20 protein-coding genes are annotated in these 23,656 nt (G+C 67.0%); 9 read left to right on the forward strand and 11 right to left on the reverse strand.

Annotation, left to right across the window (positions count from 1 at the left end):
* The first annotated feature begins 137 nt into the window (after positions 1-137).
* Genes F1C58_RS07655 through F1C58_RS07665 form a run of 3 tightly spaced genes read left to right on the forward strand, consistent with a single transcriptional unit; the run spans position 138 to position 5,988 of the window.
* Positions 138-902: a hypothetical protein gene (locus tag F1C58_RS07655; RefSeq protein ID WP_185203809.1), complete on the forward strand. Its 765-nt coding sequence runs from the start codon at positions 138-140 to the stop codon at positions 900-902.
* The gene (locus tag F1C58_RS07660; protein WP_185203810.1) at positions 902-2,509 is read left to right on the forward strand and encodes a DNA polymerase Y family protein; all 1,608 of its coding nucleotides are present in this window, start codon (positions 902-904) and stop codon (positions 2,507-2,509) included. Before F1C58_RS07655 ends, F1C58_RS07660 begins: the two co-directional genes overlap by 1 nt.
* Positions 2,509-5,988: an error-prone DNA polymerase gene (locus tag F1C58_RS07665; protein ID WP_185203811.1), complete on the forward strand. Its 3,480-nt coding sequence runs from the start codon at positions 2,509-2,511 to the stop codon at positions 5,986-5,988. The genes F1C58_RS07660 and F1C58_RS07665 overlap by 1 nt, the downstream gene beginning before the upstream one ends.
* Positions 5,989-6,038: 50 nt before the next feature.
* Here F1C58_RS07665 and F1C58_RS07670 read toward each other — a convergent pair whose 3' ends face one another.
* Complete coding sequence (locus F1C58_RS07670; protein WP_185203812.1) at positions 6,039-7,073, reverse strand: glycoside hydrolase family 6 protein; 1,035 nt, start codon at positions 7,071-7,073, stop codon at positions 6,039-6,041.
* Positions 7,074-7,257: 184 nt separating this feature from the next.
* Between F1C58_RS07670 and F1C58_RS07675 the strand changes: the two genes are divergently transcribed.
* Positions 7,258-8,232 (forward strand): SDR family NAD(P)-dependent oxidoreductase, encoded by a 975-nt coding sequence (locus tag F1C58_RS07675; RefSeq protein WP_185203813.1) that lies wholly within the window; start codon positions 7,258-7,260, stop codon positions 8,230-8,232.
* 9 nt (positions 8,233-8,241) lie between these two features.
* Here the strand turns inward: F1C58_RS07675 and F1C58_RS07680 are convergent, their stop codons facing one another.
* Together F1C58_RS07680 and F1C58_RS07685 are read right to left on the reverse strand one after the other, a co-directional pair.
* On the reverse strand, positions 8,242-10,041 hold the full coding sequence (locus F1C58_RS07680; protein WP_185203814.1) for a DEAD/DEAH box helicase: 1,800 nt from the start codon (positions 10,039-10,041) through the stop codon (positions 8,242-8,244).
* 100 nt (positions 10,042-10,141) lie between these two features.
* Complete coding sequence (locus tag F1C58_RS07685) at positions 10,142-10,411, reverse strand: GlsB/YeaQ/YmgE family stress response membrane protein (RefSeq protein WP_185203815.1); 270 nt, start codon at positions 10,409-10,411, stop codon at positions 10,142-10,144.
* A gap of 160 nt (positions 10,412-10,571) precedes the next feature.
* On the opposite strand from F1C58_RS07685, the gene F1C58_RS07690 reads away from it, so the two are divergent.
* A complete protein-coding gene (locus tag F1C58_RS07690) occupies positions 10,572-11,363 on the forward strand; it encodes an SGNH/GDSL hydrolase family protein (RefSeq protein WP_185203816.1) in 792 nt (263 codons plus the stop codon).
* Here F1C58_RS07690 and F1C58_RS07695 read toward each other — a convergent pair.
* The 3 genes from F1C58_RS07695 to F1C58_RS07705 form a co-directional block, all read right to left on the reverse strand.
* Positions 11,360-12,457: an acyl-CoA desaturase gene (locus tag F1C58_RS07695; protein ID WP_185203817.1), complete on the reverse strand. Its 1,098-nt coding sequence runs from the start codon at positions 12,455-12,457 to the stop codon at positions 11,360-11,362. The two genes, F1C58_RS07690 and F1C58_RS07695, sit on opposite strands and share 4 nt — an antisense overlap.
* 149 nt (positions 12,458-12,606) lie before the next feature.
* Entirely contained in the window at positions 12,607-13,866 is a 1,260-nt protein-coding gene (locus F1C58_RS07700; protein WP_185203818.1) for a D-alanyl-D-alanine carboxypeptidase family protein, read from the reverse strand.
* A 37-nt stretch (positions 13,867-13,903) separates the two neighbouring features.
* Positions 13,904-14,707, reverse strand: coding sequence for an RNA methyltransferase (locus F1C58_RS07705; RefSeq protein ID WP_185203819.1), 804 nt, complete (start codon positions 14,705-14,707; stop codon positions 13,904-13,906).
* 169 nt (positions 14,708-14,876) lie between these two features.
* Here F1C58_RS07705 and F1C58_RS07710 point away from each other — a divergent pair, with 169 nt between their 5' ends.
* Complete coding sequence (locus F1C58_RS07710) at positions 14,877-15,728, forward strand: Sir2 family NAD-dependent protein deacetylase (protein WP_185203820.1); 852 nt, start codon at positions 14,877-14,879, stop codon at positions 15,726-15,728.
* Positions 15,729-15,792: 64 nt separating this feature from the next.
* Positions 15,793-16,479 (forward strand): histidine phosphatase family protein, encoded by a 687-nt coding sequence (locus F1C58_RS07715; protein ID WP_185203821.1) that lies wholly within the window; start codon positions 15,793-15,795, stop codon positions 16,477-16,479.
* Here F1C58_RS07715 and F1C58_RS07720 read toward each other — a convergent pair.
* A complete protein-coding gene (locus F1C58_RS07720) occupies positions 16,473-17,555 on the reverse strand; it encodes a glycosyltransferase family 1 protein (protein WP_185203822.1) in 1,083 nt (360 codons plus the stop codon). The genes F1C58_RS07715 and F1C58_RS07720 overlap by 7 nt on opposite strands.
* A complete protein-coding gene (locus F1C58_RS07725; protein WP_185203823.1) occupies positions 17,552-18,520 on the reverse strand; it encodes an alpha/beta fold hydrolase in 969 nt (322 codons plus the stop codon). Before F1C58_RS07725 ends, F1C58_RS07720 begins: the two co-directional genes overlap by 4 nt.
* Before the next feature lie 118 nt (positions 18,521-18,638).
* On the opposite strand from F1C58_RS07725, the gene treS reads away from it, so the two are divergent.
* Positions 18,639-20,363, forward strand: coding sequence for a maltose alpha-D-glucosyltransferase (gene treS / locus F1C58_RS07730; RefSeq protein ID WP_185203824.1), 1,725 nt, complete (start codon positions 18,639-18,641; stop codon positions 20,361-20,363).
* Between the two features lie 9 nt (positions 20,364-20,372).
* Positions 20,373-21,101 (forward strand): 3'-5' exonuclease, encoded by a 729-nt coding sequence (locus F1C58_RS07735; protein ID WP_185203825.1) that lies wholly within the window; start codon positions 20,373-20,375, stop codon positions 21,099-21,101.
* A 118-nt stretch (positions 21,102-21,219) separates the two neighbouring features.
* Here F1C58_RS07735 and F1C58_RS07740 read toward each other — a convergent pair whose 3' ends face one another.
* The 3 genes from F1C58_RS07740 to glgA all read right to left on the reverse strand — a co-directional run bounded on the left by F1C58_RS07740 (position 21,220) and on the right by glgA (position 23,602).
* Complete coding sequence (locus F1C58_RS07740; RefSeq protein WP_185203826.1) at positions 21,220-21,468, reverse strand: type B 50S ribosomal protein L31; 249 nt, start codon at positions 21,466-21,468, stop codon at positions 21,220-21,222.
* 82 nt (positions 21,469-21,550) lie between these two features.
* Positions 21,551-22,342 carry an ABC transporter ATP-binding protein gene (locus F1C58_RS07745; RefSeq protein ID WP_185203827.1) on the reverse strand — a complete coding sequence of 264 codons (792 nt, stop codon included), beginning with the start codon at positions 22,340-22,342 and terminating at the stop codon, positions 21,551-21,553.
* A 78-nt stretch (positions 22,343-22,420) separates the two neighbouring features.
* A complete protein-coding gene (gene glgA, locus F1C58_RS07750) occupies positions 22,421-23,602 on the reverse strand; it encodes a glycogen synthase (RefSeq protein WP_185203828.1) in 1,182 nt (393 codons plus the stop codon).
* Positions 23,603-23,656: the final 54 nt, after the last annotated feature.

Below are 23,656 nucleotides of genomic sequence, written 5' to 3' on the forward strand. Positions count from 1 at the left end.
CCCTCCGCGATGCGTTTCGGCCGCTGTGAATCGGCGGATCCCCCGCCGCACTCCAGGCTCGCAGTCCGTTCCCGCGACACGCCGGACGGATGTCGGTGGCAATTGACATATTCGAATGTATGTTCGAATATGAGGGAATGGCCTCCGCAGCAGCAGTTCTCGACGACTCGCCCACGCGAGCAACCGTCGAAGAGCTTCAGGCGCGCATCCGCTCGATGCAGGCGACCACTCTCGATACTCGCACGATCCCCACCCACCCGGCGATCGCCGGGCTGTTGCCCGGTGGCGGGCTCAAAGAGGGTGCGACCTATTCGGTGGACAATTCCGCGACGCTGCTCATGGCGCTGCTCGCCGGTCCCTCTGCGGCGGGTTCGTGGTGCGGCGTCATCGGCGTGCCCGAGTTCGGGGTGGAGGCCGCCCAGCATTTCGGCATCGATCTTGAGCGGCTCGTGCTCGTGCCGCATCCCGGCGAGCAGTGGCTCGGCGTCACCGCGGCGATCGCCGATGTGCTCGGGGTGGTCGTCACCCGGCCGCCCAAGCGAGCGAGCGACTCGAGCGTCGCGCGCCTGAGCGCCCGGCTGCGGCAGCGCGGGGCGACCCTCATCGTGCTGGGGCCATGGCCGCAGAGCGAGGCGATGCTGAGCCTCTCCGACAGCCGTTGGAGCGGCATCGGCCAGGGCAACGGCCATCTCAGCGCCCGGCAGGCCACGGTCACGGTCTCCAGTCGCGCGGGCCGGCCGCGCAGTGCGCGCCTGTGGCTGCCCGATCTCAACGAGCAGTTCACCGAGGTCGACAGGTTCACCCAGCCAGAGGCGACCAGCCGGCACCAGACATACCCGCACGAGGCGCATCGGTACGAAGCACATCTGCACGAGGCGCATCTGCACGAGGCGACGGCCTGATGCGTCGCACCACCACGCTCTCCCCGCCCGCTGCTCCCCTGCGCACCATCGTGCTGTGGTGCCCCGACTGGCCCATCACCGCTGCGCTGCGCCTTCTGGGCACAGGCACCGGCGGCAACCCGACCGCACCGGATGCCCCGCTCGCCCTCATCGACGCCGGCCAGGTCTTCGCCTGCTCGGCATCGGCGCGCGGCGAGGGGGTGCGGCGCGGACTCCGGCTGCGCGAAGCCCAAGCCCGCTGTCCGGAACTCCGGGTGCTCGACTACGATCCCGCGCTCGACATCCGCGCCTTCGAGCCGGTGCTCGAGGCGATCGAGGAGACGATGCCCGGAGCCCAGGTGCTGCGCCCGGGCACCTGTGCGGTGCGGGCCCGCGGACCCGCCCGCTATTACGGCGGCGAGGAGGAGGCGGCGCTGTGGCTGCTCGATGCGCTCGATGCGCTCGGCATCCACGGTTCCCGGGTCGGTATCGCCGATGGACCCTTCACCGCGGAGCATGCGGCCCGCAGCCCTCAGCGGCAACGCATCCGCATCGTGCCGGAGGGGGGATCCGCCGAGTTCCTCTCCGGCATGCCGGTCGGGTTGCTCGGCGAAGAGGCCCTCGCCACCCTCCTGCGACGGCTGGGCATCCGCACTCTTGGCGAGTTCGCCCTGCTCGAACCACGGGATGTCGAGCAGCGTTTCGGAGACACCGGCACCCGGGTGCATGCGCTCGCTCGTGGTCTCGACAGTCGTCCCGTCGTGCCCCGGATCGTGCCGGAGGAGCTCGACAGCGCGGTGGGGTTCGAACCGCCACTCGACCGCATCGACCAGGTGACCTTCGGCTTCCGCGCATCCGCAGATCGCTTCATCGAGCAGTTGGTGCAGGCGCGGCTGGTCTGCACTTCGATCCGCATCGAGGTGGACTCGGAGTCGGGAGAGTCGTCGGAGCGCACCTGGCTGCATCCGCGTTCTTTCACGGCGGCGGATGTCGTCGACCGAGTGCGCTGGCAGCTGCAGGGCAGCGGCACCATCGCCGGAAACCCATTCGGCAGTGGTCTCAGCTCCGGGATCATCCGGGTGCGGGTCGTGCCAGAGAGTGTCGACGCCATCGGCAACCTCGAGCAGGGGCTGTGGGGCACCGGGCATGACGAACGGATCCACCACGGGCTCTCGCGGGTGCAGAGCATGCTCGGACATGGCGCCGTGCTCACCGCTGCGATCGGAGGCGGGCGCACCCTGCTCGACCGCCAGAGTCTGGTGGCGTGGGGGGACCGCATCGAGACGGCGAAGCCCGACGGTCTTCCCTGGCCGGGACAATTGCCCACCCCGACGCCCGGCACGGTGTTCGAGGCGCCCCAGCCGGCGATAGTGATCGACTCCGCGGGCAGTGCCGTCGACCTGGATGAGCGCGGAGTGCTCTCGGGTGTTCCCGCCAGGTTCTCCACCGATGGCCGCACCCTGCGTGCCGTTGCGGCCTGGGCCGGTCCCTGGATCATCGACGAGCGCTGGTGGGATGCCGACACCTTCCGCCGGGCGAGCCGGTTCCAGGTGGTGGACGATGCCGGGGTGGCCTGGCTGCTCGTGCTCGACAATCGCGTGTGGTGGGCCGAAGCGAGGTACGACTGATGGGGTGGAACAACCCGCCGATCCCCTGGTCCGAGTTCGAGAAGGCGCTATCCGACGTTCGGCGACCCCGGGAGGTGCCGGTGGGGGCGGATGGCGGCGACAGCCCCGGTTGGTCGCACAAGCGCGGCGCCTATGAGGCGCCGCCCGAGACCGTGCAGCCACCGGCGGGTGACCTGGTGCCGTACGCCGAATTGCACGCCCACTCGAGTTTCAGCTTCCTCGACGGGGCATCCTCTCCCGAGCAGTTGCTCGAGGAGTCCTCCCGGCTCGGGCTGCACGCCCTGGCGATGACGGATCACGATGGCTTCTACGGGGTGGTTCGCCTGGCTGAGGCGGCGGAGCAGCATCCGCAGATCGACACGGTCTTCGGTGCCGAACTCTCTCTCGGCCTCAGCCGGCCCCAGAACGGCGCCGCCGATCCGGAGGGCAGCCACCTGCTCGTGCTCGCCCGCCGCGAGGAGGGCTACCACCGGCTGGCCGGCGCGCTCACCGCGGCCCAACTCGCCGGGCTGGAGAAGGGGCGCCCGGTCTACGACCTCGACGAGCTCGCCACCCGGGCGGAGGGGCACTGGGCGATCCTCACCGGGTGCCGCAAGGGTGCCGTGCGGCAGGCTCTCGAGGAATCCCCCGCTGCCGCCACCCGGCAGATCGACCGGCTCGTCGACCTGTTCGGCCACGCCAACGTGATCGTCGAGCTCTTCGATCACGGCACCCCGCTCGCCAGCGACCACAACGATGCGCTCTTCGAGATCGCGGGGAGGCGCGGTCTCCAGGTGGTCGCCACCGGCAACGTGCACTACGCCAGGCCTGAGCAGTACCGGCTGGCATCGGCCCTTGCGGCAGTTCGTGCCCGTCGCAGCCTCGACGACATGGACGGCTGGCTGCCGGCATCCGGAGCGGCCCATCTGCGCTCCGGCGCCGAGATGGCTGCGCGATTCGCCCGCTATCCCGGGGCCGTCGAGCACACCGTCGTGCTCGCCGACGAGCTCTCATTCCAGTTGCGGCGGGCACGGCCCAAGCTGCCGAAACAGCAGGTTCCCGAGGGCCACACCCCGATGAGCTATCTCCGCCAGTTGGTCTGGGATGCCGTGCCGGTGCGCTACCCGCAGCTCGCCCCCTCGGAGCGCGACCGCATCGCCCACGAACTCGACGTGATCGAGGCGAAGGATTTCCCCGGCTACTTCCTCATCGTCTGGGACATCGTGAAGTTCGCGCGGGATCGCGGCATCCTCTGCCAGGGCCGCGGATCGGCCGCGAACTCCGCGGTCTGCTACCTGCTCAACATCACCGCCGTCGACCCGATCGGCTACAAGCTGCCCTTCGAGCGCTTCCTCTCGAGCATGCGGGAGGAGGAGCCCGACATCGATGTCGACTTCGACTCCAACCGGCGTGAGGAGGCGATCCAGTACGTCTACGAGAAATACGGTCGGCAGAACGCGGCACAGGTGGCCAACGTGATCCAGTACCGGCCCAAATTCGCGGTGCGGGATATGGCGAAGGCGCTCGGCGCGAGCCCGGGGCAGCAGGATGCGTGGTCGAAGCAGGTCGAGCGCCACGGCGCGCTGCTCTCGAGCGTCGACCACGACATCCCGGATGCGGTGACCAGCCTCGCCCTCGAGGCGTTGAAGCTCCCGAGACACCTCGGCATCCACTCCGGCGGCATGGTGCTCACCGATCGTCCCGTCGGCGAGGTATGCCCGATCGAGCACGGTCGCATGGACGGCCGGACGGTATTGCAGTGGGACAAGGACGACTGCGCCTGGATGGGGCTGGTCAAGTTCGATCTGCTCGGACTCGGCATGCTCAACGCCATCCAGCACACGTTCGATCTCGTGCGGGAGCACCTGGGCGAAGAGTGGGAGCTCGCCACGCTCCCCAAAGAGGAGCAGGGCGTCTACGACCAGCTCTGCCGCGCTGACTCGATCGGAGTGTTCCAGGTGGAGAGTCGGGCCCAGATGGGCCTGCTCCCCCGCTTGCAGCCGCGTAAGTTCTACGACCTCGTGGTGCAGATCGCGATGGTGCGGCCGGGTCCCATCCAGGGCGGGGCCGTGCATCCCTTCGTGCGGCGCAAGCTCGGCGAGGAGGCGATCACCTACCAGCATCCGAAGCTGAAGGAGCCGCTGGAGCGCACTCTCGGCATACCGGTGTTCCAGGAACAGCTGATGCAGATGGCCATGGCCGTGGGAGGCTGCAGCGCGGATGACGCTGACCTGCTGCGCCGCGCGATGGGATCCAAGCGCGGGCAGGAGAAGATCGCCTCGCTGAAAGTCACTCTCTACAAGGGCATGGCGAGCAACGGCATCGTGGGAGAGGTCGCCGACGACATCTACGCCAGGATCGAGGCCTTCGCCAACTTCGGTTTCGCCGAGAGCCACAGCCTCAGCTTCGGGTTGCTCGTCTACGCGAGCTCCTGGCTGAGACTGCACTATCCCGGGGCATTTCTGGCGTCGCTGTTGCGCGCCCAGCCCATGGGCTTCTATTCGCCGCTCTCCCTGGTGGCGGATGCCCGCAGGCACGGTGTCGAGGTGCGGCGTCCCGACATCCTGCGGTCGGGGTGGCAGCCGGGGCTCGAGGGGCTCGATACGGGCGCGGGGCGCCCTACTCGACCAACCGCCGCCGGCCGAGCAGCGAGCGCCAGCGAGCGTATCGAGACCACCTCACCACCGGCCGCGCCCACCGGCAGCGATTCCTGCCTCGACCCCGACCAGCCCCCGGTCGGCAGCTACGACCGCCACGCCCACTTCGACACCGACGACCACCGTCGTGACGGAGCCCTCGCGGTGCGACTCGGCCTCGCGGAGGTCACCGGTATCGGGGAGACCCTCGCGAAGAAGATCGTCACGGATCGAGAGGAGGGCGGAGACTTCACCGACCTCTCGAACCTCGTGCGCCGCGTGGGGCTCACCACCCCCCAGCTCGAGGCCCTTGCCGCGGCCGGCGCCTTCGAATCCCTCGGTCTCAGCATGCGGGAAGCGCTCTGGGCCGCGGGCGATGCCGCGCGGGATCGGGAGGAGTTTCTCGCCGGCAGCATGGTCTCCGTTCAACCGCCGCTGTTCTCCATGCCCAGCACCTCTGAGGTGCTCGCGTCCGACCTCTGGGCCACCGGCATCTCCCCCGACGATCATCCGCTCCGCTACCTGCGTGACTCGCTCCGGCAGCGCGGGGCTCTCCGCTCCGATGACCTGAAGACGGCGGAATCCGGCCGTCGCATCGAGGTGGGCGGCGTCGTGACCCACCGGCAACGACCCGCCACCGCGAGCGGCATCACCTTCATGAATCTCGAGGATGAGAGTGGGCTCGTCAACGTGATCTGCAGCGTCGGGGTGTGGAACCGCTACCGCCGTGTCGCCCGGGACTCCCCCGCGCTCATCGTGCGCGGCATTCTCGAGCGCTCGCCAGAGGGCGTCACGAACCTGCTTGCCGACCGTCTCGAAGCGTTGCCGATGTCGACCCGCACGGCCTCCCGCGACTTCCGCTGAACCTCGAGCGACCGAGAAACTCCGCGCCGCCGAAGACCTGCGCCGACGCCCTAGCGAGCACCCCGATTTCTCCCAAGCGAGAGGGCGGATGACTCGAACCAGACGCCTGCGGCAGGACCACCGTTGCACGACCCATCGCTCACGCCCGGGTTCTTCACCCAGAGCAGGGCATCGAGCGCCGTGGTTCCGGCGCTCACATGCGGGTTCTGGCCGAGGGCAGCGCCGGGCGGATTGCACCAGGCGCCCTGCCAACCGGCACCATTGCGCGAGACATCGATCACGAAATGAGTACCGCCGAGCAGCGCGCTCACCGAATCCGCGTAGCTTCGTTCGACGTCGACCCGTGAGAAATTGGCCACATTGGTGAAGAACCCGCGGGCGTACCGCACTCCCGCCGTCGACAGGCGCGATGCCATGACGGCGGGGGCAACCCAGTGGCTGTTCCCCCCATCGAGGTAGACGGGCACCCCGGCGTCGAAATAAATCTGTGCGACCTGGGCCAGCAGCTGAAGCCGTGCCCCGGCGACGGCGGCACAGCGCGGGTCGGCAAGCATCGCGATCGAATCGGGTTCCATCAACACGACCGCCGGATGCCCGCGGAGGATCGCGGCTATCGTCTGGTTCCACTGCACATAGGCGGCGTCGCCGAACCCACCCGCGGAATACCCACCGCAGTCGCGATCCGGAATGGCGTAGGTGACGAAGACCGGGGTGCTGCCGACGGCCGCCGATGCTGCGAGCATCCCGCGCAGTTTGGAACTGAGAAGGCTGGGGCTCCACCAGTCACCGAGCCAGGTCGCACTCGGCTGGGACGAGATCTGGCGCACGAGTGCGGCATCGGCGGTGCGACCGGATGCGGTGAGCTGAGCGGTCGCGGCTGACGCGAGAGTCTGCGGATTGGTCCAGAGTCCGCCGGGGAAGATCTCGGTGTTGGACGCCGAGCCCGGCCAGGTAGGGGGCGTCGTGGCTGCCGTAGCGGCCGGGCCGAGCCCGAGGAACCCGCTGACTGCGGTGCACGCCGCGACGATGAGCAGGACACTGCGAGGAGACCGCCCTCGACCGAACCTCGTAATGACCCTCGACATGCCGTGCCCCCGCACTCACGCCCGGCTTCGGACCCGATTCCCAAGCACGCTGGCGGCTCCATTCTGCGCGACTGTACCGCGGCAGGATCGCCCCAGTTCGGGGACGCGATCCTTCCCGGCGGATGGGCTGGGAGACTCGGCAGCCGGGCATGAGACGTCGGGAGAGCAGGGTTAACATGACCTGATGAACACTGCACAGAATCCCCTTTCCTCCGGGTTCGGAGCCAGAACGACAGCGGCGGAAGCCGTGGCCGGTATCGATCTGACGGGAAAGCTGGCCATCGTCACGGGCGGGTACTCCGGGCTCGGCATCGAGACGGTCGCCGCCCTCGTCGGGGCCGGAGCCACCGTGATCGTGCCGGCTCGCCGCCCGGAGGTGGCGCGCGACGCACTCGACGCACGCGGCCTTGCTGCGGTGGAAGTCGCTGCGCTGGATCTCGCCGACCTCGACAGCGTGCGGTCTTTCGCCGAAGACTTCCTCGCAACCGATCGCAGTATCGACATCCTGATCGACAACGCGGCGATCATGGCCTCCCCTGAGTTGCGGGTCGGCCCCGGTTGGGAGTCGCAGTTCGCCACGAACCACCTCGGACACTACGTGCTCGCGAACCTGCTCTGGTCCGCGCTGAAGCGGGACGGCGGCGCACGGGTGATCGCGCTCTCCTCCACCGGGCACAAGCTCTCAGCAATCCGTTTCGACGACCCACAGTTCGAGACCGGCTACGACAAGTGGCTCGCCTACGGGCAGGCGAAGACGGCGGACAGTCTCTTCGCCATACGACTCGATGCGCTCGGCGCCCCGTTCGGCGTGCGGGCCTTCGCGGTGCATCCCGGCGGCATCATGACGGAGCTGCAACGCCACCTCCCTCGCGAGGAGATGATCGCCTCCGGATGGATGACAGAGGACGGTACGGTGAACGATCGGTTCAAGACTCCCGAGCAGGGAGCAGCCACCTCGGTCTGGGCCGCGACATCGCCGCAGCTGGAGGGCAAGGGCGGGGTGTACCTGGAGGACTGCGACATCGCCGAGCCGACCGCTGCTGGCACCCCAGAGGCCCGGGTTCGCGGGGTCGATGCTCACGCGATCGATCCGGCGGACGCCGCGCGGCCGTGGGCCCTCTCCGCCGAGCTCACCGGCGTCGACGCGTTCGCCGGCTAGCGACAGAGCTCAGCTGCGCAGGCCTCGTCGCAACAGATCGATGCGGGCCTGCAGCTGCGAGACGCTCGCCTGCGGCACCGCCGGCCCACCGGCCATCCGGCGCAACTCGGCGTGGATGATGCCATGCGGCTCCCCGGTTCCCTTCGCCCGCATCCCGACGAGGCTGTTGAGCAGCGCCCGCTGCTCCTTCAGGTTGCGGTAGAGAGGCACGATCTCGGCATCCGCCCCGGCCTCGTCCGTCTGGCGCTGGCGGTCGCCGATCCGCCGGGCCTGACGCTGCTGACGGTGACGAAGGAGTTCCTTCACCTGATCGGGCTCCAGAAGCCCGGGAATGCCGATGAAATCGAGCTCCTCGAGGCTGTCCGGCACGGCGCCGGCGCCGAATTCGTCTCCGTCGAACAGCACCCGGTCGAAGGCGGCCTCGGAGCCGAGGGCCTTGAAGTCGAACAGCAGCGCGTCCCCGGAGGCCGATTCGACCCGGTTCGCCTCATCGGCAGCGTCATCGTCGAGCAGGATCTCCTCCAGGCCCTCGCCCGCATCCCGGTCGAGGGCGTGGTCACGCTGCAGCTCCATCGCGGAGGCGAGCCCGAGCAGTGATGGCACGCTCGGCAGGAAGATCGACGCTGTCTCACCTCTGCGCCGGGTTCGCACGAAACGACCGATTGCCTGGGCGAAGAAGAGCGGCGTCGAGGCGGAGGTCGCGTAGACGCCGACACCGAGGCGAGGGATGTCGACCCCTTCCGACACCATGCGCACCGCCACCATCCAGCGCGAGTCGGATGCCGCGAACTGGGCGATCCGGTCGCTCGCCGCCTTCTCGTCGGAGAGCACGATCGTCGGCGCCTCCCCGGTCACCTTCTCGAGGATGTCGGCATAGGCCCGTGCGGCGTAATGGTCAGTGGCGATGACGAGGCCGCCGGCATCCGGAATGCCGTGACGCACTTCGGTGAGGCGGCGGTTCGCCGCCTTCAGCACTGCGGGCACCCACTCGCCCTCCGGATCGAGCGCTGTTCGCCAGGCCTGGGCGGTGATGTCCTTGGTGTCGCCCTCCCCGAGTCGGGCCTCCATCTCGTCCCCGGTGCGGGTGCGCCAGCGCATCCGGCCCGCGTAAGCGAGGAAGATCACCGGGCGCACGACGCCGTCGGCCAACGCCCGTCCGTAGCCGTAGGCGTAGTCGGCCTGAGACGTGCGGATGCCATGCTCGTCCGGGTAGTAGGTCACGAACGGGATCGGCGAGGTGTCCGACCGGAAGGGCGTGCCGGTGAGGGAGAGGCGTCGAGTCGCCGGCTCGAACGCCTCCCGGATGGCGTCTCCCCAGCTGAGCGCATCCCCGCCGTGGTGCACCTCGTCGAGGATCACCAGCGTGCGTCCACCCTCGGTCATCGACCGATGGAGAGCCGCACGGGTCGCCACCTGGGCGTAGGTGACCGCCACCCCATGGAAGTGTTTTCCGGCCCATCCCTGGGCATTCTTGAAGCCCGGATCGAGGCGCACTCCCACGCGGTGCGCCGCATCCGCCCACTGGCGCTTCAGGTGTTCCGTCGGGGCCACGACGGTCACGCGATCGATCTTGCGCTGCGCGAGCAGCTCGGTGACGAGCCGGAGCGCGAAGGTGGTCTTACCGGCGCCAGGGGTCGCGGCGACGAGAAAGTCCTTCGGCTCGCGCAGGAAGTACTCGGCGATCGCCTCCTGCTGCCAGGCGCGGAGCTTGTCCGCGGTGCCGCGCGCGGCCCGTTCGGGGAATGACGGGGAGAGGTGCTCCGCTGCCGAGGTGCCCACCTGGGGTCCGAAGGGCTGCGGGTTGGTCATCAGTCGAGCTTAACCGCGACGGGCGACCTCGCTGTGCCCGCGCGCCACGAAAAGGTCCCCCCGCCAGAAGGCGAGGGGACCGGTGTTTCTCAGCGCAGGATTACGCGCGGCTCCGCGACCCGCGGGTGACGAGGCCGTAGATGAGCAGTACGACGATCGAACCGAGGATCGCGATGACCCAGGTACGGATGTCGAAGAATCCACCCATTGCGACGCCGAAGATGGCGCTGGCGAGGAAGCCGCCGAGCAGTGCGCCCACGACGCCGAGGACCAGGGTGATGATCCAGCCGCCACCCTGCCTACCCGGGAGGATTGCCTTGGCGATGGCCCCGGCGATGAGTCCCAGAATGATCCAACCGATGATTCCCATGGTTTTCTCTCCAAAAAGTCGTGATGTGGTCATTCGGATCTCGAATGCCGTTGGATACTCTGCCATTCCCCCTTTTGGGGGACAAGGGCCTTGACTCTCAGCACATTCCCTGTATTGGTGCGGTTTGGCGTGCCGGGCGCACCTGATGCAGGGTAGAACCATGACTCAGCAGCATCCCTGGTCCCGCTACGTCGCGCTCGGCGATTCCTTCACCGAAGGCTCAGGGGATCCGGAACCGCGCAGTCCCGGGGGTAACCGCGGGTGGGCCGACCGGGTGGCCGAAGTGCTCAGCGAGCAGACCGAGGACTTCGCGTATGCCAATCTGGCGATTCGCGGTCGGCTCCTGCGCCAGATCCTCGACGAGCAGGTGGACGTCGCGCTCGCACTCCGCCCCGACCTCATCTCCATCTCAGCCGGGGGCAACGACATCATCCGCCCCAACACCGACCCCGATCGGCTCGCGACCATCCTCGAGGCCGGGGTCGCTCGACTCCGGGCGGATGGCGCGACTGTTGTGCTCTTCGACGGCCCGGACATCGGCATGACCCCGGTGCTCAATCGCTCCCGGGGAAAGGTCGCTATCTACAACGAGAACCTGCGAGCGATCGCGCTTCGGCACGACCTCGTCGTCGCAGACATGTGGGCGCTGAGAGAATTGAAGGATCCGCGCATGTGGGCGCCGGATCGGCTGCATTTCTCCCCCGTGGGACATACCGCCATTGCGCGGATGGTGCTGGAGGCACTCAATGTTCAGAACGACCTCCAGCCCTACCACCCCGAGCCCTTGGTGCGGGCTCCGTGGCGCCAAGCCCGCGTCGAGGACATGGGCTGGGCGCGGGAGTACCTCGTGCCGTGGGTGTTGCGGCGCATCCGCCACCAGTCATCGGGAGACGGCATCACACCAAAGCGACCGGATGCCGGTCCCTACCGCAGCAGAACGACGACCGACTAGCGTCCGAACTGGGTGGCCGCCGGGCAGTCGAACGGGTCGCCGCCGGCCGAGAGGCCCACGCGGTTGAGGTAGGCGATGACGATGCCGTAAGACTCGGTCAGGCTGGTCTCGGTGTAGAGGATGTTGTGCGAGTCGCAGTATTCCTTCGCGATCTCCCGGGCCTTGGCGAGATGCGGTCGCGGCATATTCGGAAACAGGTGGTGCTCGATCTGGTAGTTGAGGCCGCCCATGAAGGTGGTGGTTCCGAGCCCCGTGATGTTGCGCGAGGTGAGCACCTGGCGGCGAAGGAAGTCGACCTTGCTGTCGTGGGGCAGGATCGGCATTCCCTTGTGGTTGGGGGCGAAGGACGCTCCCATGTAGAGGCCGAAGACCCCGACCTGCACGCCGATGAAGGCGAAGGCCATTCCGAGCGGAAGGAAGGCGAAGATCACGGCGAGATAGAGGGCGATTCGCGGAACGAGCATGCTGATCTCGGTCCACCGACGGTCGACCTTCTCGCGCCCGAACACGGTCTTGAATCCGAGGATATGCAGGTTGATCCCCTCAAGCAGCAGTGCGGGGAAGAAGAGGTAGCCCTGGCGGCGGGTGGCCCAGGCATAGAGACCCTTGGCACGCGCGGCATCCTCGGGGATGAAGGAGACGAAATCCCGCTCGATGTCGGTGTCCTTGCCGATCACGTTCGGGTTCGCGTGGTGGCGGCTGTGCTTGGTCATCCACCAGGAGTAGCTGATGCCGACGAAGAGGTTGGCCAGCGCGCGGCCGGCGATGTCGTTGGCCTTGCCGGATTCGAAGACCTGGCGGTGTGCGGCCTCGTGGGCGAGGAAGGCGTACTGGGTGAGGATGATGCCGAGCGCTCCGGCGATGAGCAGTTGGTACCAGCTGTCGCCCAGCAGGATGAACCCGGTGATCGCTCCACCGAGTGCGACGGTGATGAGGGAGAACATCATCACGTAGAAACCCGTGCGGCGGCGAAGGAGGCCGGCATCGCGAACGGTGCGAAGGAGCGAGGAGTACTCGGTGGTCGGATTGGAGCGGGAGCCGCCGGGCTTCGTCTTCGTGAAAGACACCACCGGTGCCACGGATGCATCGCTCACGATACCTCGATTCGAAATGACTTCCCAGTCGGGGTAGAACGAGCGGGTGCTCCAAAGGATGGTTTTACCCTAAGGGCAAAGCCTGTGAGAGGCGTGCATTTATGCCCGAATGAGCATACACGGCGCGTCTCGAGGATCCCTCCGATCGGTTACGGCAGAAGCAGTGTCGGGTTGCCCAGCCGCCACAACGGCCCTGGATCCACGAGGCGGCGGTCGAGCGTGAGCGGAACCCGCACGGACTGGCGGCCCGCCGTGAAGGTCACCGTGCCCGCCGATCCAGCGCGTTGCCCCACTGTCGCCGGGAACGCGGCTATCACTGCAGTCACCGGGGTGTTGCTCCAGACGAGTACCGAGGCGGTCTTCGTCGAGACCGCCCGCACCTTCTGCGACCAGGCCGTCGTGAAGTTCGCAAAGGGCTGCCCCTTCTTGGCGAGGGTGATCACGTGGAATCCGGCCTTCACCCCGGCGAGGAGAGTGGTGACCGTGGCGTCCACCGTCTTGTGATCGGTCGCCCCCACGACTGCACCCACCACCGTGACGCTGTGGCCGGCATACTCATACCGGGCGGCGAAGAGGAGATTGGACGATCCGTTGAGCGTGCCCGTCTTGATGCCGTCGACCCCGAGTCGGCCGAGCAGCGTGTTCGTGTTGGCGAAGGTCCCCACTCCGGCCTGGGTCATCGAGGGGGTCGAGACGATCTGGGAGATCACCGGATTGGCGAGGGCGAGCTTGCCGATCTCGACCAGGTCGGCGGCAGTGCTCACGTTGCCCGGGTTGATGCCCGTCGGCTCGACGATCGTCGTGTGGTCGAGACCGTGCGAGCCGAGCCAGGCCGTCACCGCTATCTGGAACGCGCCCCGCGAGCCGAAGGCCCAGCCGGTGAGGGCATCCGCATAGTTGTTCGCCGAGGCGACGAGCGTGACCCGCATCAGATCGAGCTGGCTGATCGTGGAACCGGCCGCCAGCGGTTTGGTCTCGCCGTTGAGTGCCACGTATTTGGCGCGGAGAGCGGCGTCCGCCGCCGTGAAGGTGATGGTGGGGCCCGAATCCCCGGGTGACAGCGGCTTCGCCTCGAGCACCACGAGGCTGGTGACGATCTTGCTGATGCTGGCGATCGGCAGCGGCGACGTGCTGCCGGCGGAGGCGGATGCCTCCGGGTAGCCGATCACCCCGACAGCACTGGCTCCATAACTGGGCAGCTCAGGAGACGCGGCGATGCGATCGGGAGCGCTGTATGGGAGCACCCGGGGGGCGGTGGATCCGAGCGGAGCAAGCAGAGTCAGCGGCAGATAGATGCCAAGGGCGATGACGAGCGCTGATGTAGAGAAGAGCACGGCTCGGCGACGCAGGATCACCCGGCGGCTGGGACGGCGACGAACCGGTGGCGCGGGGGGCTCATTCACCGACATACAGCCATGCTACTTTTCGCCGCACGCATAGTCCCGATCACCGCACCCGAAGCGCCCACAGCGCGACCGCACTCGCTGACGCGACGTTCAGCGAATCGACTCCGTGGAGCATCGGGATGGTGACGACGGTATCGGCGTGAGAGACGGCATCCCTGCTCAGTCCGTCCCCTTCCGTGCCGAGGAGCAGCGCGAGCTTCTCTGGAGGGTTCTCGGCGAGCACATCGAGACCGACCGCGGTGTCGGAGAGGGCGAGGGCCGCCAGGTGGAATCCCGCTTCTTTGAGCACCTCTGCCGCTTCCGGCCACTCGGGAAGCCGTGTCCAGGGCACCTGCAAGACGGTCCCCATGCTCACCCGAACGCTGCGGCGATACAGTGGATCGGCGCAGCGCGGCGTCACCAGTACGGCATCCGCTCCGAGGCCCGCTGCCGCCCGGAAGATCGCTCCGACGTTCGTGTGATCAACGACATCCTCGATCACGACGACTCGCCGGGCACCGTCGATCACCTCGAGCACCGGCCTCAGGGGCGGGCGATGCATTGCGGCGAGGGCACCACGATGCAGGTTGAACCCGGTGAGCTTCTCGAGCAACCCGGGAGCGCCGACGAAGATCGGCACGTCGAAGGGGGCGAGCAGTGCCTCCATCTCTGGCAGCCACTGCTCCTGCACGAGAATGGATCTCGGCCGATGGCCCGCCGCTATCGCCCGCGTGATCACCTTCGATGATTCGGCGATGTAGAGCCCGCCCGCCGGTTCGCTCAGGCGCCGAAGCGCCACATCGGTCAGTCCCGAATAGTCGGAGAGGCCGGGGTGCTCGAGGTCGTCGATGCGAACGATGTGCATGGAACTCCTGCCGCCGTATCCGGCGTCGTGATGGGGATGGGGGAAGAGGGGCGGCAAACACTGCCAGCAATCGGAAACATATCCGAAAACTCGATTGTTTACTCTGAAGTAGGAGCGTGTGCGCCACCCGGGTGAAACACGGCGAAACGAAACGAAAGAGGTGCTGCTGATGACCGGTGCCGCCCTTCGCGATTGGCCGTTGGCCACCTCCGCCGAGCTGGACACCGCCGCCGATGCCCTGCGCGGACGAACGATCGCCGTGCTCACCGGCGCAGGAATGAGCACCGATTCCGGGATTCCGGACTACCGCGGTGACGGCGCTCCCCCGCGCAACCCGATGACCTTCCAGCAGTTCCTGAAGGATGCGGAATATCGCAAACGGTATTGGGCGGGAAGCCACCTCGGGTGGAAGCGATTCGATGGTGCGCTGCCGAACGACGGTCACCGCACTCTGGCCGAGCTGGAGACCGCCGGAATCGTCAATGGCATCATCACCCAGAACGTCGACGGGCTGCACTTGAGAGCCGGGTCGCAGCGGGTCGTCGACCTTCACGGCACCATGGATCGCGTGCGGTGCCTCACCTGCGGCCAGACCTTCGCCCGGTCGGATGTCTCGGAGCGCATCACCCGCGCGAACGAGTGGCTCGATGCACCAGACTCCTTCGAACTCGGTCCCGACGGTGACGTGGAGTTCACCCAGATCGCGGACTTCGTCACCCCGGACTGCACGGTCTGCGGCGGAGTCCTCAAGCCGGACATCGTCTTCTTCGGTGAGTTCATCCCCACCGAGAAGTTCTCGGAGGCGAGCGCGCTCCTGCAGTCGGCCGGCGCGCTTCTGATCGCCGGATCATCCCTCGTCGTCAATTCGGGCATCCGGTTGCTCGACCAGGCATCCAAGCGCCGGCTTCCCGTGGTCATCGTGAACCGCGGGGTCACCAAGGGCGATCCGCGCGCGACCGTTAAGATTGACGCGGGCACCTCGGAGACCCTCGCCGAACTCGCGCTCCGCCTCACCGCCTGACCGCCGTCGGTCGGGCAGACGGGCCGGGCACCCGGGCCCACCGACCGCCGAAGGACCTGCGCGCATGACACTGATCTACCTCGTGCGGCACGGCGAAACCGATTGGAACCGCGCTCGTCGCATCCAGGGCAGCACCGACATCCCCCTCAATGACACGGGGCGTGCGCAGGCGGCGCGATCCGGGCACCTGCTCGCCCGGCGGACCTGGGACGGGATCGCCTCCAGTCCACTCTCCCGTGCCTTCGAAACCGGAGCGATCATCGCGAGGGAGGTGGGCATCGCGGCGGAGGAGATCGAGGTGCTCGAAGACCTGGTCGAACGCCGCTACGGCGAAGCAGAGGGGCTCGACGACCGAGAGCTCGTGCAGCTGTTCCCCGGAGACTCCCCCGTTCCCGGGCGGGAGCGTCGGGAGGATGTCGCCGCCCGCGTCATCCCCGCGCTCGTCGCCCTCGCCGAACGGCACGAGCGTGATCGTCCCGAGGGGTCGCCGGATGCCCGGCTCATCGTCACGACCCACGGTGGGGTCATCCGCACCGTGCTGAACCATGTCTCACCGCAGGCGAAGTACCACCGTGGCATCCCGATCACCAATGGATCGGTGCACAGCTTCCGTCATGTGAACGGCACGATCGAACTCGTGCTGTTCAACGATCCGATCGACGTCGAGTCGATCGCCGACGATTGCGTGGACTTCGACGAACAGAATGCCGTGGAGTATCGGGAACTGGGCTCGGAGCCGCGCGTTCAGTGATCGGCCGCGGTGCGGGCCGGGACCATCTCGCTGAGCAGCGCGAGTAGACGTCTCGCCGATTCGTCCCAGCTGAAATCCGCCACCCGCGCCCGGGATGCCTCGCTGCGGCGTCGCCACTCCCCCGGCTCCTCGAGCGAGCGCACCGCGGCGGCGAAGGCTGCCGGGTCGGAGTGCTCGAAGTAGACCGCGGCCTCGCCACCCACCTCGTGGAACAACGGAATATCGCTGAGTACGAGCGGCACGCCAGCGGCCTCGCCCTCGATCAGGGGGATCCCGAACCCCTCGTCCCAGCAGGCCGTGACCATCGCCGCGGCATCCACGAGCGCATCGAGGTATTCCTCATCGGTCACTCCGTCGTCGAAGCGGATCGAGCCCTCTGGCGCGAGGGAAGCGATGCGCTCCCGATCCTCGGGGCTGATCCTCGACAGCAGACGAAGGGTGTAGCCCGGAAGATGATGCATGCCGCGGGCGAGGGTCTCCACGTTCTTGTTCGGCTGGAAGGTGCCCATGTAGACGAGCGTCTTCGAGCGGGGTTCCGCCAGTTGAGGCACGCCGGAATCGTCGACCCCCGGCCTGATCACGGTGAGGGGACGTTTCGTGAGGCGGGCCTCGATCATCTCGCGCTCGCAGTTGTAGGAACCGGTGACCACCGCATCCGCACGGCTGAGTACCGCACGCTGCGGCCAATACGTCAGATAGAAGGCCCGCCAGATGGCGCGCACGTACCAGCTGTATCCGGCGGGAATCTGGGTGATTCGATAGAAGACCATGTCATGCACGGTGAGGACGAGCTTGTAACGCCGTCCGGTCGCACCCATCGTCTGCATCGGACTGAAGACGACATCCGGCTTCCATCTATTGAGGGAGAGCATGCCGATGAATGGCTCGAGTGCGCTGGTTCCCGGCCGACCCTTCACCCACGGCAGATCCGGGAGCAGTGCGAGCTGGCGTTCGTCGCTGATCAGCATGGTGACCGGGTGCAGCCGGGAGAAGGCTTCGACCAGGCCCGCTGTGTACCGGCTGATGCCATCGTGGCGCACGAACCGGGTGTAGCGGCAGTCGAAGATCACCTTCACGGTGCGCTGGGTTCCGCGCCGGACTCGATGTTGCTCTGCACGGTAGTCGCCTCGGGCGGAAGGTCGCCGAACAGGCCCTGTTCGACGAGGAAGCTGTGGATGGCGGCGGCGGCGAGCCCGGGCACCTCGTAGTGGATGAGGTGACCGACACCCATGAGCAGCTCGAGGCGGGCATCCGTCATGCTCTCCACGAGGTCGCGGTGCGCCTGCACGGGAGTGATGTCGTCCAGTTCGGCGGCCACAAGAAGCGTCGGCACCGTGATGCCGTCAGAATAGGTGCTGACGTCAGAGGCCACCGAGGCCTCGAATGCTTCGACGACCGAGTCACGACTGGCGAAATTGTTGAAGTAGGTGTGGTGCTGGTAGTGGATCCAGCGGCGCAGCTCTCGATCTTTCGTCTTGGCGAGCACCGAGCTCATGAACTGGACGACGATCCATCGCTTGAGCAGGAACTCACCGACGCGGTCGGGCAGCAGGCCGGCGAGGCGGTAGAAGGCGACAGTGAGTTTCGTCGCCGTCTTGCTCGGGCCCTCGAGCCCGGAGGTGGAGATCGGATTCACGAGGATGAGGGCGGGCGTCTTCAGACCGTCCGCCACCGCCTTCGACGAGATGATCGTGCCGAACGAGTGCCCGAGGGTCACGGCGGTGCCGGTCAAGCCGAGGGCGTCCACGAAGGCGGTGAGCCACTTGGCGAAGCCGTCGATCGAATGAGGCACCTCGGTGAGGGGGGTGGACTCGCCGAAACCGGGCATGTCCGGGCCGATCCAGCGGATGCTGGGCAACTGGGCGATCACCGGCTCGAGCCCGTGATGCTCGCCGCGGTAGCCGTGTGCGATGACGATCGTGAGGGCTGCATCGACCGGTCCGTATACCCAATAGCGGGTCGTGCTGCCGAGGATCACTATCTCATGGCGCTCGATCGGCATCCGGGCGAGCAATTCGGCGTAAGGGGAGTGAACAGACATTGTCTCGATTCTACGGATACGAAGTTACGCGGGCGTTTCACACACGCGCCTAGACTTGACGGGCTCGATAAAACTCCACGTCGATTCCGATGCCTACCCTGCTCTCGAGAGGAGCACTGTGAGCTTTACCGCCCCCATCCAACTGCCCGGACTGACCCTCGATCCGCAGTGGTATCGGCGTTCCGTCTTCTACGAGGTGATGGTCCGATCCTTCGTCGACAGCAACGGGGACGGCTCGGGAGACCTTCAGGGCCTGCTCTCCAAGCTCGACTACCTGCAATGGCTCGGTATCGACGCCCTCTGGCTGCCGCCCTTCTACCAGTCGCCGTTGCGCGACGGTGGTTACGACGTCTCCGACTTCCGCGCCATCCTTCCCGAGTTCGGCACCCTCGATGAGTTCAAGGACCTGGTCACCAAGTCCCACGAGCGCAACATGCGCATCATCATCGACTATCCGCTGAACCACACCTCAGACCAGCACGAGTGGTTCCAGCAGTCCCGGTCCGACCCGGAGGGGCCCTACGGGGACTACTACGTCTGGAGCGACACAGACGAGCGGTATCCGAACATCCGGGTGATCTTCGTCGACACAGAAGAGTCCAACTGGACCTTCGACCCGGTTCGACGCCAGTTCTTCTTCCACCGGTTCTTCTCTCACCAGCCTGACCTCAACTTCGAGAACCCCGCAGTTCAGGATGCCGTCATGGACGTCATGCGATTCTGGCTCGACCTCGGAGTCGACGGCATCCGCCTCGACGCGATTCCCTACCTGTTCGAATCCGAGGAGGGCAACGGAGAGGGAGAGGCGCCGACGCACGACTACATCAAACGGGTGCGGGCGATGTTCGACGAGGAATTCCCCGGCCGCATCATGGTGGCGGAGGCGAACCAGTGGCCGCGAGAGGTCGCCGCTTTCTTCGGAACCGAGGAAGAGCCGGAGTGTCACATGGCCTTCGACTTCCCGGTCATGCCGCGCATCTTCTACTCGCTCCGCTCGCAGAACGCGGCGGAGCTCACCCGGATCCTCGCCGAGACCACGGACATCCCCGAGGGCGCGGGATGGGGTGTCTTCCTCCGAAACCACGACGAACTCACCCTGGAGATGGTGTCGGAGGAGTACCGCCAAGCCATGTACGGCTGGTACGCCTACGACCCGCGGATGCGATCGAACATCGGCATCCGCCGGCGCCTTGCTCCCCTGCTCGACAATTCCCGCGCCGAGCTCGAACTGGCCCATGCGCTGCTCTTCAGCCTCGCCGGTAGCCCTTTCCTGTACTACGGCGACGAGATCGGCATGGGTGACAACATCTGGCTGCCGGACCGGGATGCCTCGCGCACGCCCATGCAGTGGACTCCCGACCGCAACGCCGGCTTCTCCTCCGCAGACCCGGGCAAGCTCTACCTCCCGGTCGTGCAGTCGCTGGTCTACAACTACAACCTCACGAACGTCGAGTCGCAGCTAGCGCAATCCCGGTCACTACTGCACTGGGTGCGCAACGTGATCCACGTGCGCAAGGCCCACCCGACCTTCGGACTCGGGAGCCTCACGGTGCTCGAAACCAACCACGAGTCGGTGCTGGCCTTCGTGCGCTCCTACCCGGGATCGGGCACCCAGTTCGGCGACTCCGCAGAGGACGTGTTGTGCGTCTTCAGCTTCGCCCACAACCCGATCGCGGTCACCATCAAAGCGGAACAGTTCGCCGGATCTGCCCTGTACGACCTGTTCGGCGGCGGGGAATTCCCCGCCTTCACCGAAAACGGCGACATCACGCTCACGCTCGGAACCCAGAGTTTCTACTGGCTTCACGTCGGGTCGCCGAGCCCCGCCGGTGGTCGGCCCTGAGTGCGACTGGTGGATGCCGCACATGACACTGCAGCGGGTGACCCCGGCAATCGCACCGAGGCATGGTTCGACCGCCTCGGCGTGTTCGACCTCGAGACCACGGGGATAGACACCGAAACCAGTCGTATCGTCTCCGCCTATGTCGGAGTGGTGGATGCCCAGGGAATGCCCAAGGGCGTGTCCTGGCTCGCCGATCCCGGCGTCGAGATCCCCGCGCAGGCTGCGGCGGTTCACGGCATCACCACAGAGCGGGCGCGAGCCGAGGGTCGGGATGCCGCTGAGGTCGTCGCAGAGATCGTGGCGGTGCTGCGCGCGCTCCTGGCCCAGGGGGTGCCGATAGTGATCTACAACGCCGCCTACGATCTGACGCTGCTCAACCGGGAATGCCTCCGCTACGGCATCGAACCGCTCGACGATCCGCTGCCCATCATCGATCCCCTCGTGATCGACCGCGCGATGGACCGCTACCGCAAGGGCAAACGAACCCTCGAGGTGGCGGCGGAGTACTACGGCGTCGAGCTCATGGACGCCCACGATGCGCAAGCGGATGCCGTTGCGGCCGGACGGGTCGCCCAGGCCATCGCCCGCAAGTATTCGGACACGCTGGGGCAGGATGCGACGCTCGTGCATACCAACCAGGTGACCTGGGCGGCCGACAGCGCCACGAGTTTCCAGGACTACATGCGCCGCACCAAAGACCCGGCCTTCGTCGCGGACGGGGCCTGGCCGCAGCGCTGAGGCCACGCTGCTGAAGCCGCAGTGCTGAAGCCGCAGTACTGAAGCCGCAGTGGGGCCAAGCACGACAGAGGGCGACCGGCCGAAGCCGATCGCCCTCTGTGATGAGTGTTGGTGCTCGCTACGCGCCGAAGCCCTTGTAACGCGAGTTGAACTTCTCGACGCGCCCTGCGCTGTCCAGGATGCGCTGCTTGCCCGTGTAGAACGGGTGCGAGGCCGAGGAGATCTCCACGTCGATGACGGGGTAGGTCACGCCGTCGAGGTCGATCGTCTTGTCGCTCTTGACGGTCGAGCGGGTGAGGAAGGTCTCGCCGCTCGCGAGATCGCGGAAGACAACCGCGCTGTAGTCGGGGTGGATGTCAGTCTTCATCGTAGATTCCTAGGTGTTGGGAAGGGTGAGGGAAAAAGTCGGCACGAGGGCCAAGGGATTACATTACCAGAAGTGGTGCGGGCTAGGCGGACTGCGCGGCGCGGGCCGTGAATCGACCGTCGCGCTCTTCTACCTCGAGCGCGAGTCCGAAAGCCTCGGTCAACTTCTCCGAGGTGATCACCTCGCCGATCGGGCCGGCCGAAGTGATGCGACCGTGGGACAGCAACAGAGCGTGACCGAAGCCAAGAGGGATCTCTTCCACGTGATGAGTGACCATCACGATCGCCGGAGCCTGCTCGGCTCGCGCATAGCCGCCGAGCAACTCGAGAAGCTCCTCCCGGGCGCCGAGGTCGAGGCTCGCGGCCGGTTCGTCGAGCAGCAGGAGTTCCGGATCGGTCATCACCGCACGGGCGATCTGCACCCGCTTCTGCTCCCCATCGCTCAGCTGCCCGAACCGACGATCCTCGAGGTGGTCGAGCTTCCATTCGGCGAGCACCCGCTGGGCACGGCGGGTGTCGATGTCTTCGTAGTCCTCGTTCCAGCGACCCGCGACGGCATAGGCGGCGGTGAGCACCACATCCAGCACCCGCTCCGTGGCGGGGATGCGCCGAGCCATCGCCGTGGAGGCGAAGCCGATGCGCGGCCTCAGGTCGAACACGTCGGTGCGACCGAGCGTGGTATCCAGGATCTTCACGACTCCGGAGCTGGGATGGATCATCGCCGACGCAAGCTGCAGCAGAGTGGTCTTGCCCGCGCCGTTGGGTCCGAGGATGACCCAGCGCTGGTCGTCCTCCACTGTCCAATTGACGGAATCGAGGATGTGGTTGCCTTCTCGGACGACGGAGACGTCGGAAAGCTGGAGAACGCTGGCCATGCCTCAACCCTACCTTCGCCGCCGCAGCATTCTCGGCAGCGCCACAGCGCGGGCGGCCGTGCTGCGCGGCGTCGAGTATCAGAGCAGTGAGCGGTAGATCTCCTGGGTCCGCTGGGAAATGCGGTCCCAGCCGAAGTCCCGCTCGGCCCGGAGCCGGCCGGCCTCGCCCATCTGCCGGGCGGATTCGGGATCGGTCACGACTTCGGTCAGCGCCCGCGCGAGATCGGCGACGAACTGCTCAGGATCGAGCGGCGTTCCCGTGCCATCCTCCGCCTGGGCTATCGGCACCAGACGACCGGTGACCCCGTCGTCGATGACCTCGGGGATGCCCCCGGTGGCCGTGCCGACGACGGCGGCGCCGCAGGCCATGGCTTCGAGATTGACGATGCCGAGTGGCTCGTAGATGGAGGGGCAGACGAACGTCGTCGCGGCGGTGAGCACTGCCGAGAGGTCGTGCCGGCTCAGCATCTCCTCGATCCAGACGACCCCGGTGCGGGTCTGCTGCAGTTCGGCGACTCCGGCTCGAACCTCGGCCATGATCTCCGCGGTATCGGGGGCGCCGGCGCACAGCACGAGCTGCACGTCCGAAGGAAGCAAAGCTGCCGCCCGAAGGAGGTATGGCAGACCCTTCTGGCGGGTGATGCGACCGACGAACACCACGGAGGGACGGTCGGGATCTATTCCGAGCGAACGAACCAGCTCCTCGTCCCGCACCGGATGCCACGACTCGAGGTCGATGCCGTTGTGCACCACGGAGACCTTCGCCTCGTCGAGCATGGGATAGGACCGCAGGATGTCTCGGCGCATCCCGTGGCTCACCGCGATGACGGCATCCGCGGAGGTGAACGCGTCGCGCTCGATCCAACTCGAGACGCGATACCCGCCGCCGAGCTGCTCGGCCTTCCAAGGGCGAAGCGGCTCGAGGCTGTGGGCGGTGACCACGTGGGGGATTCCGTGGAGCAATTGCGCGATATGACCGGCACCGTTGGCGTACCAGGTGTGCGAGTGCACGAGGTCTGCCCCGGCGACGTCCTGGGCGATCTCGAGATCGACCCCCAGGGTGGCGAGCGTCGGGTTCGCATGGGCAAGCCCCGGGGGCACGTCGTAGGAGTAGACGTCTGGCTCTTCCCTCGGCTTGCCGAACGCGCGCACCACGACATCGATGTCGAGACGAAGCGCTTTCACGAGCTCGGTGACGTGCACGCCGGCACCGCCGTAGATCTCTGGCGGGTATTCCCTGGTAATCAGATCGACTCTCACAGGGGAAACGCTAGCGCGGTTCGCGCACCGACGCACCGCGATCGGTCCTCTACT

It is taken from the genome of Glaciihabitans sp. INWT7 (assembly GCF_014217685.1).
Classification (GTDB): domain Bacteria; phylum Actinomycetota; class Actinomycetes; order Actinomycetales; family Microbacteriaceae; genus Lacisediminihabitans.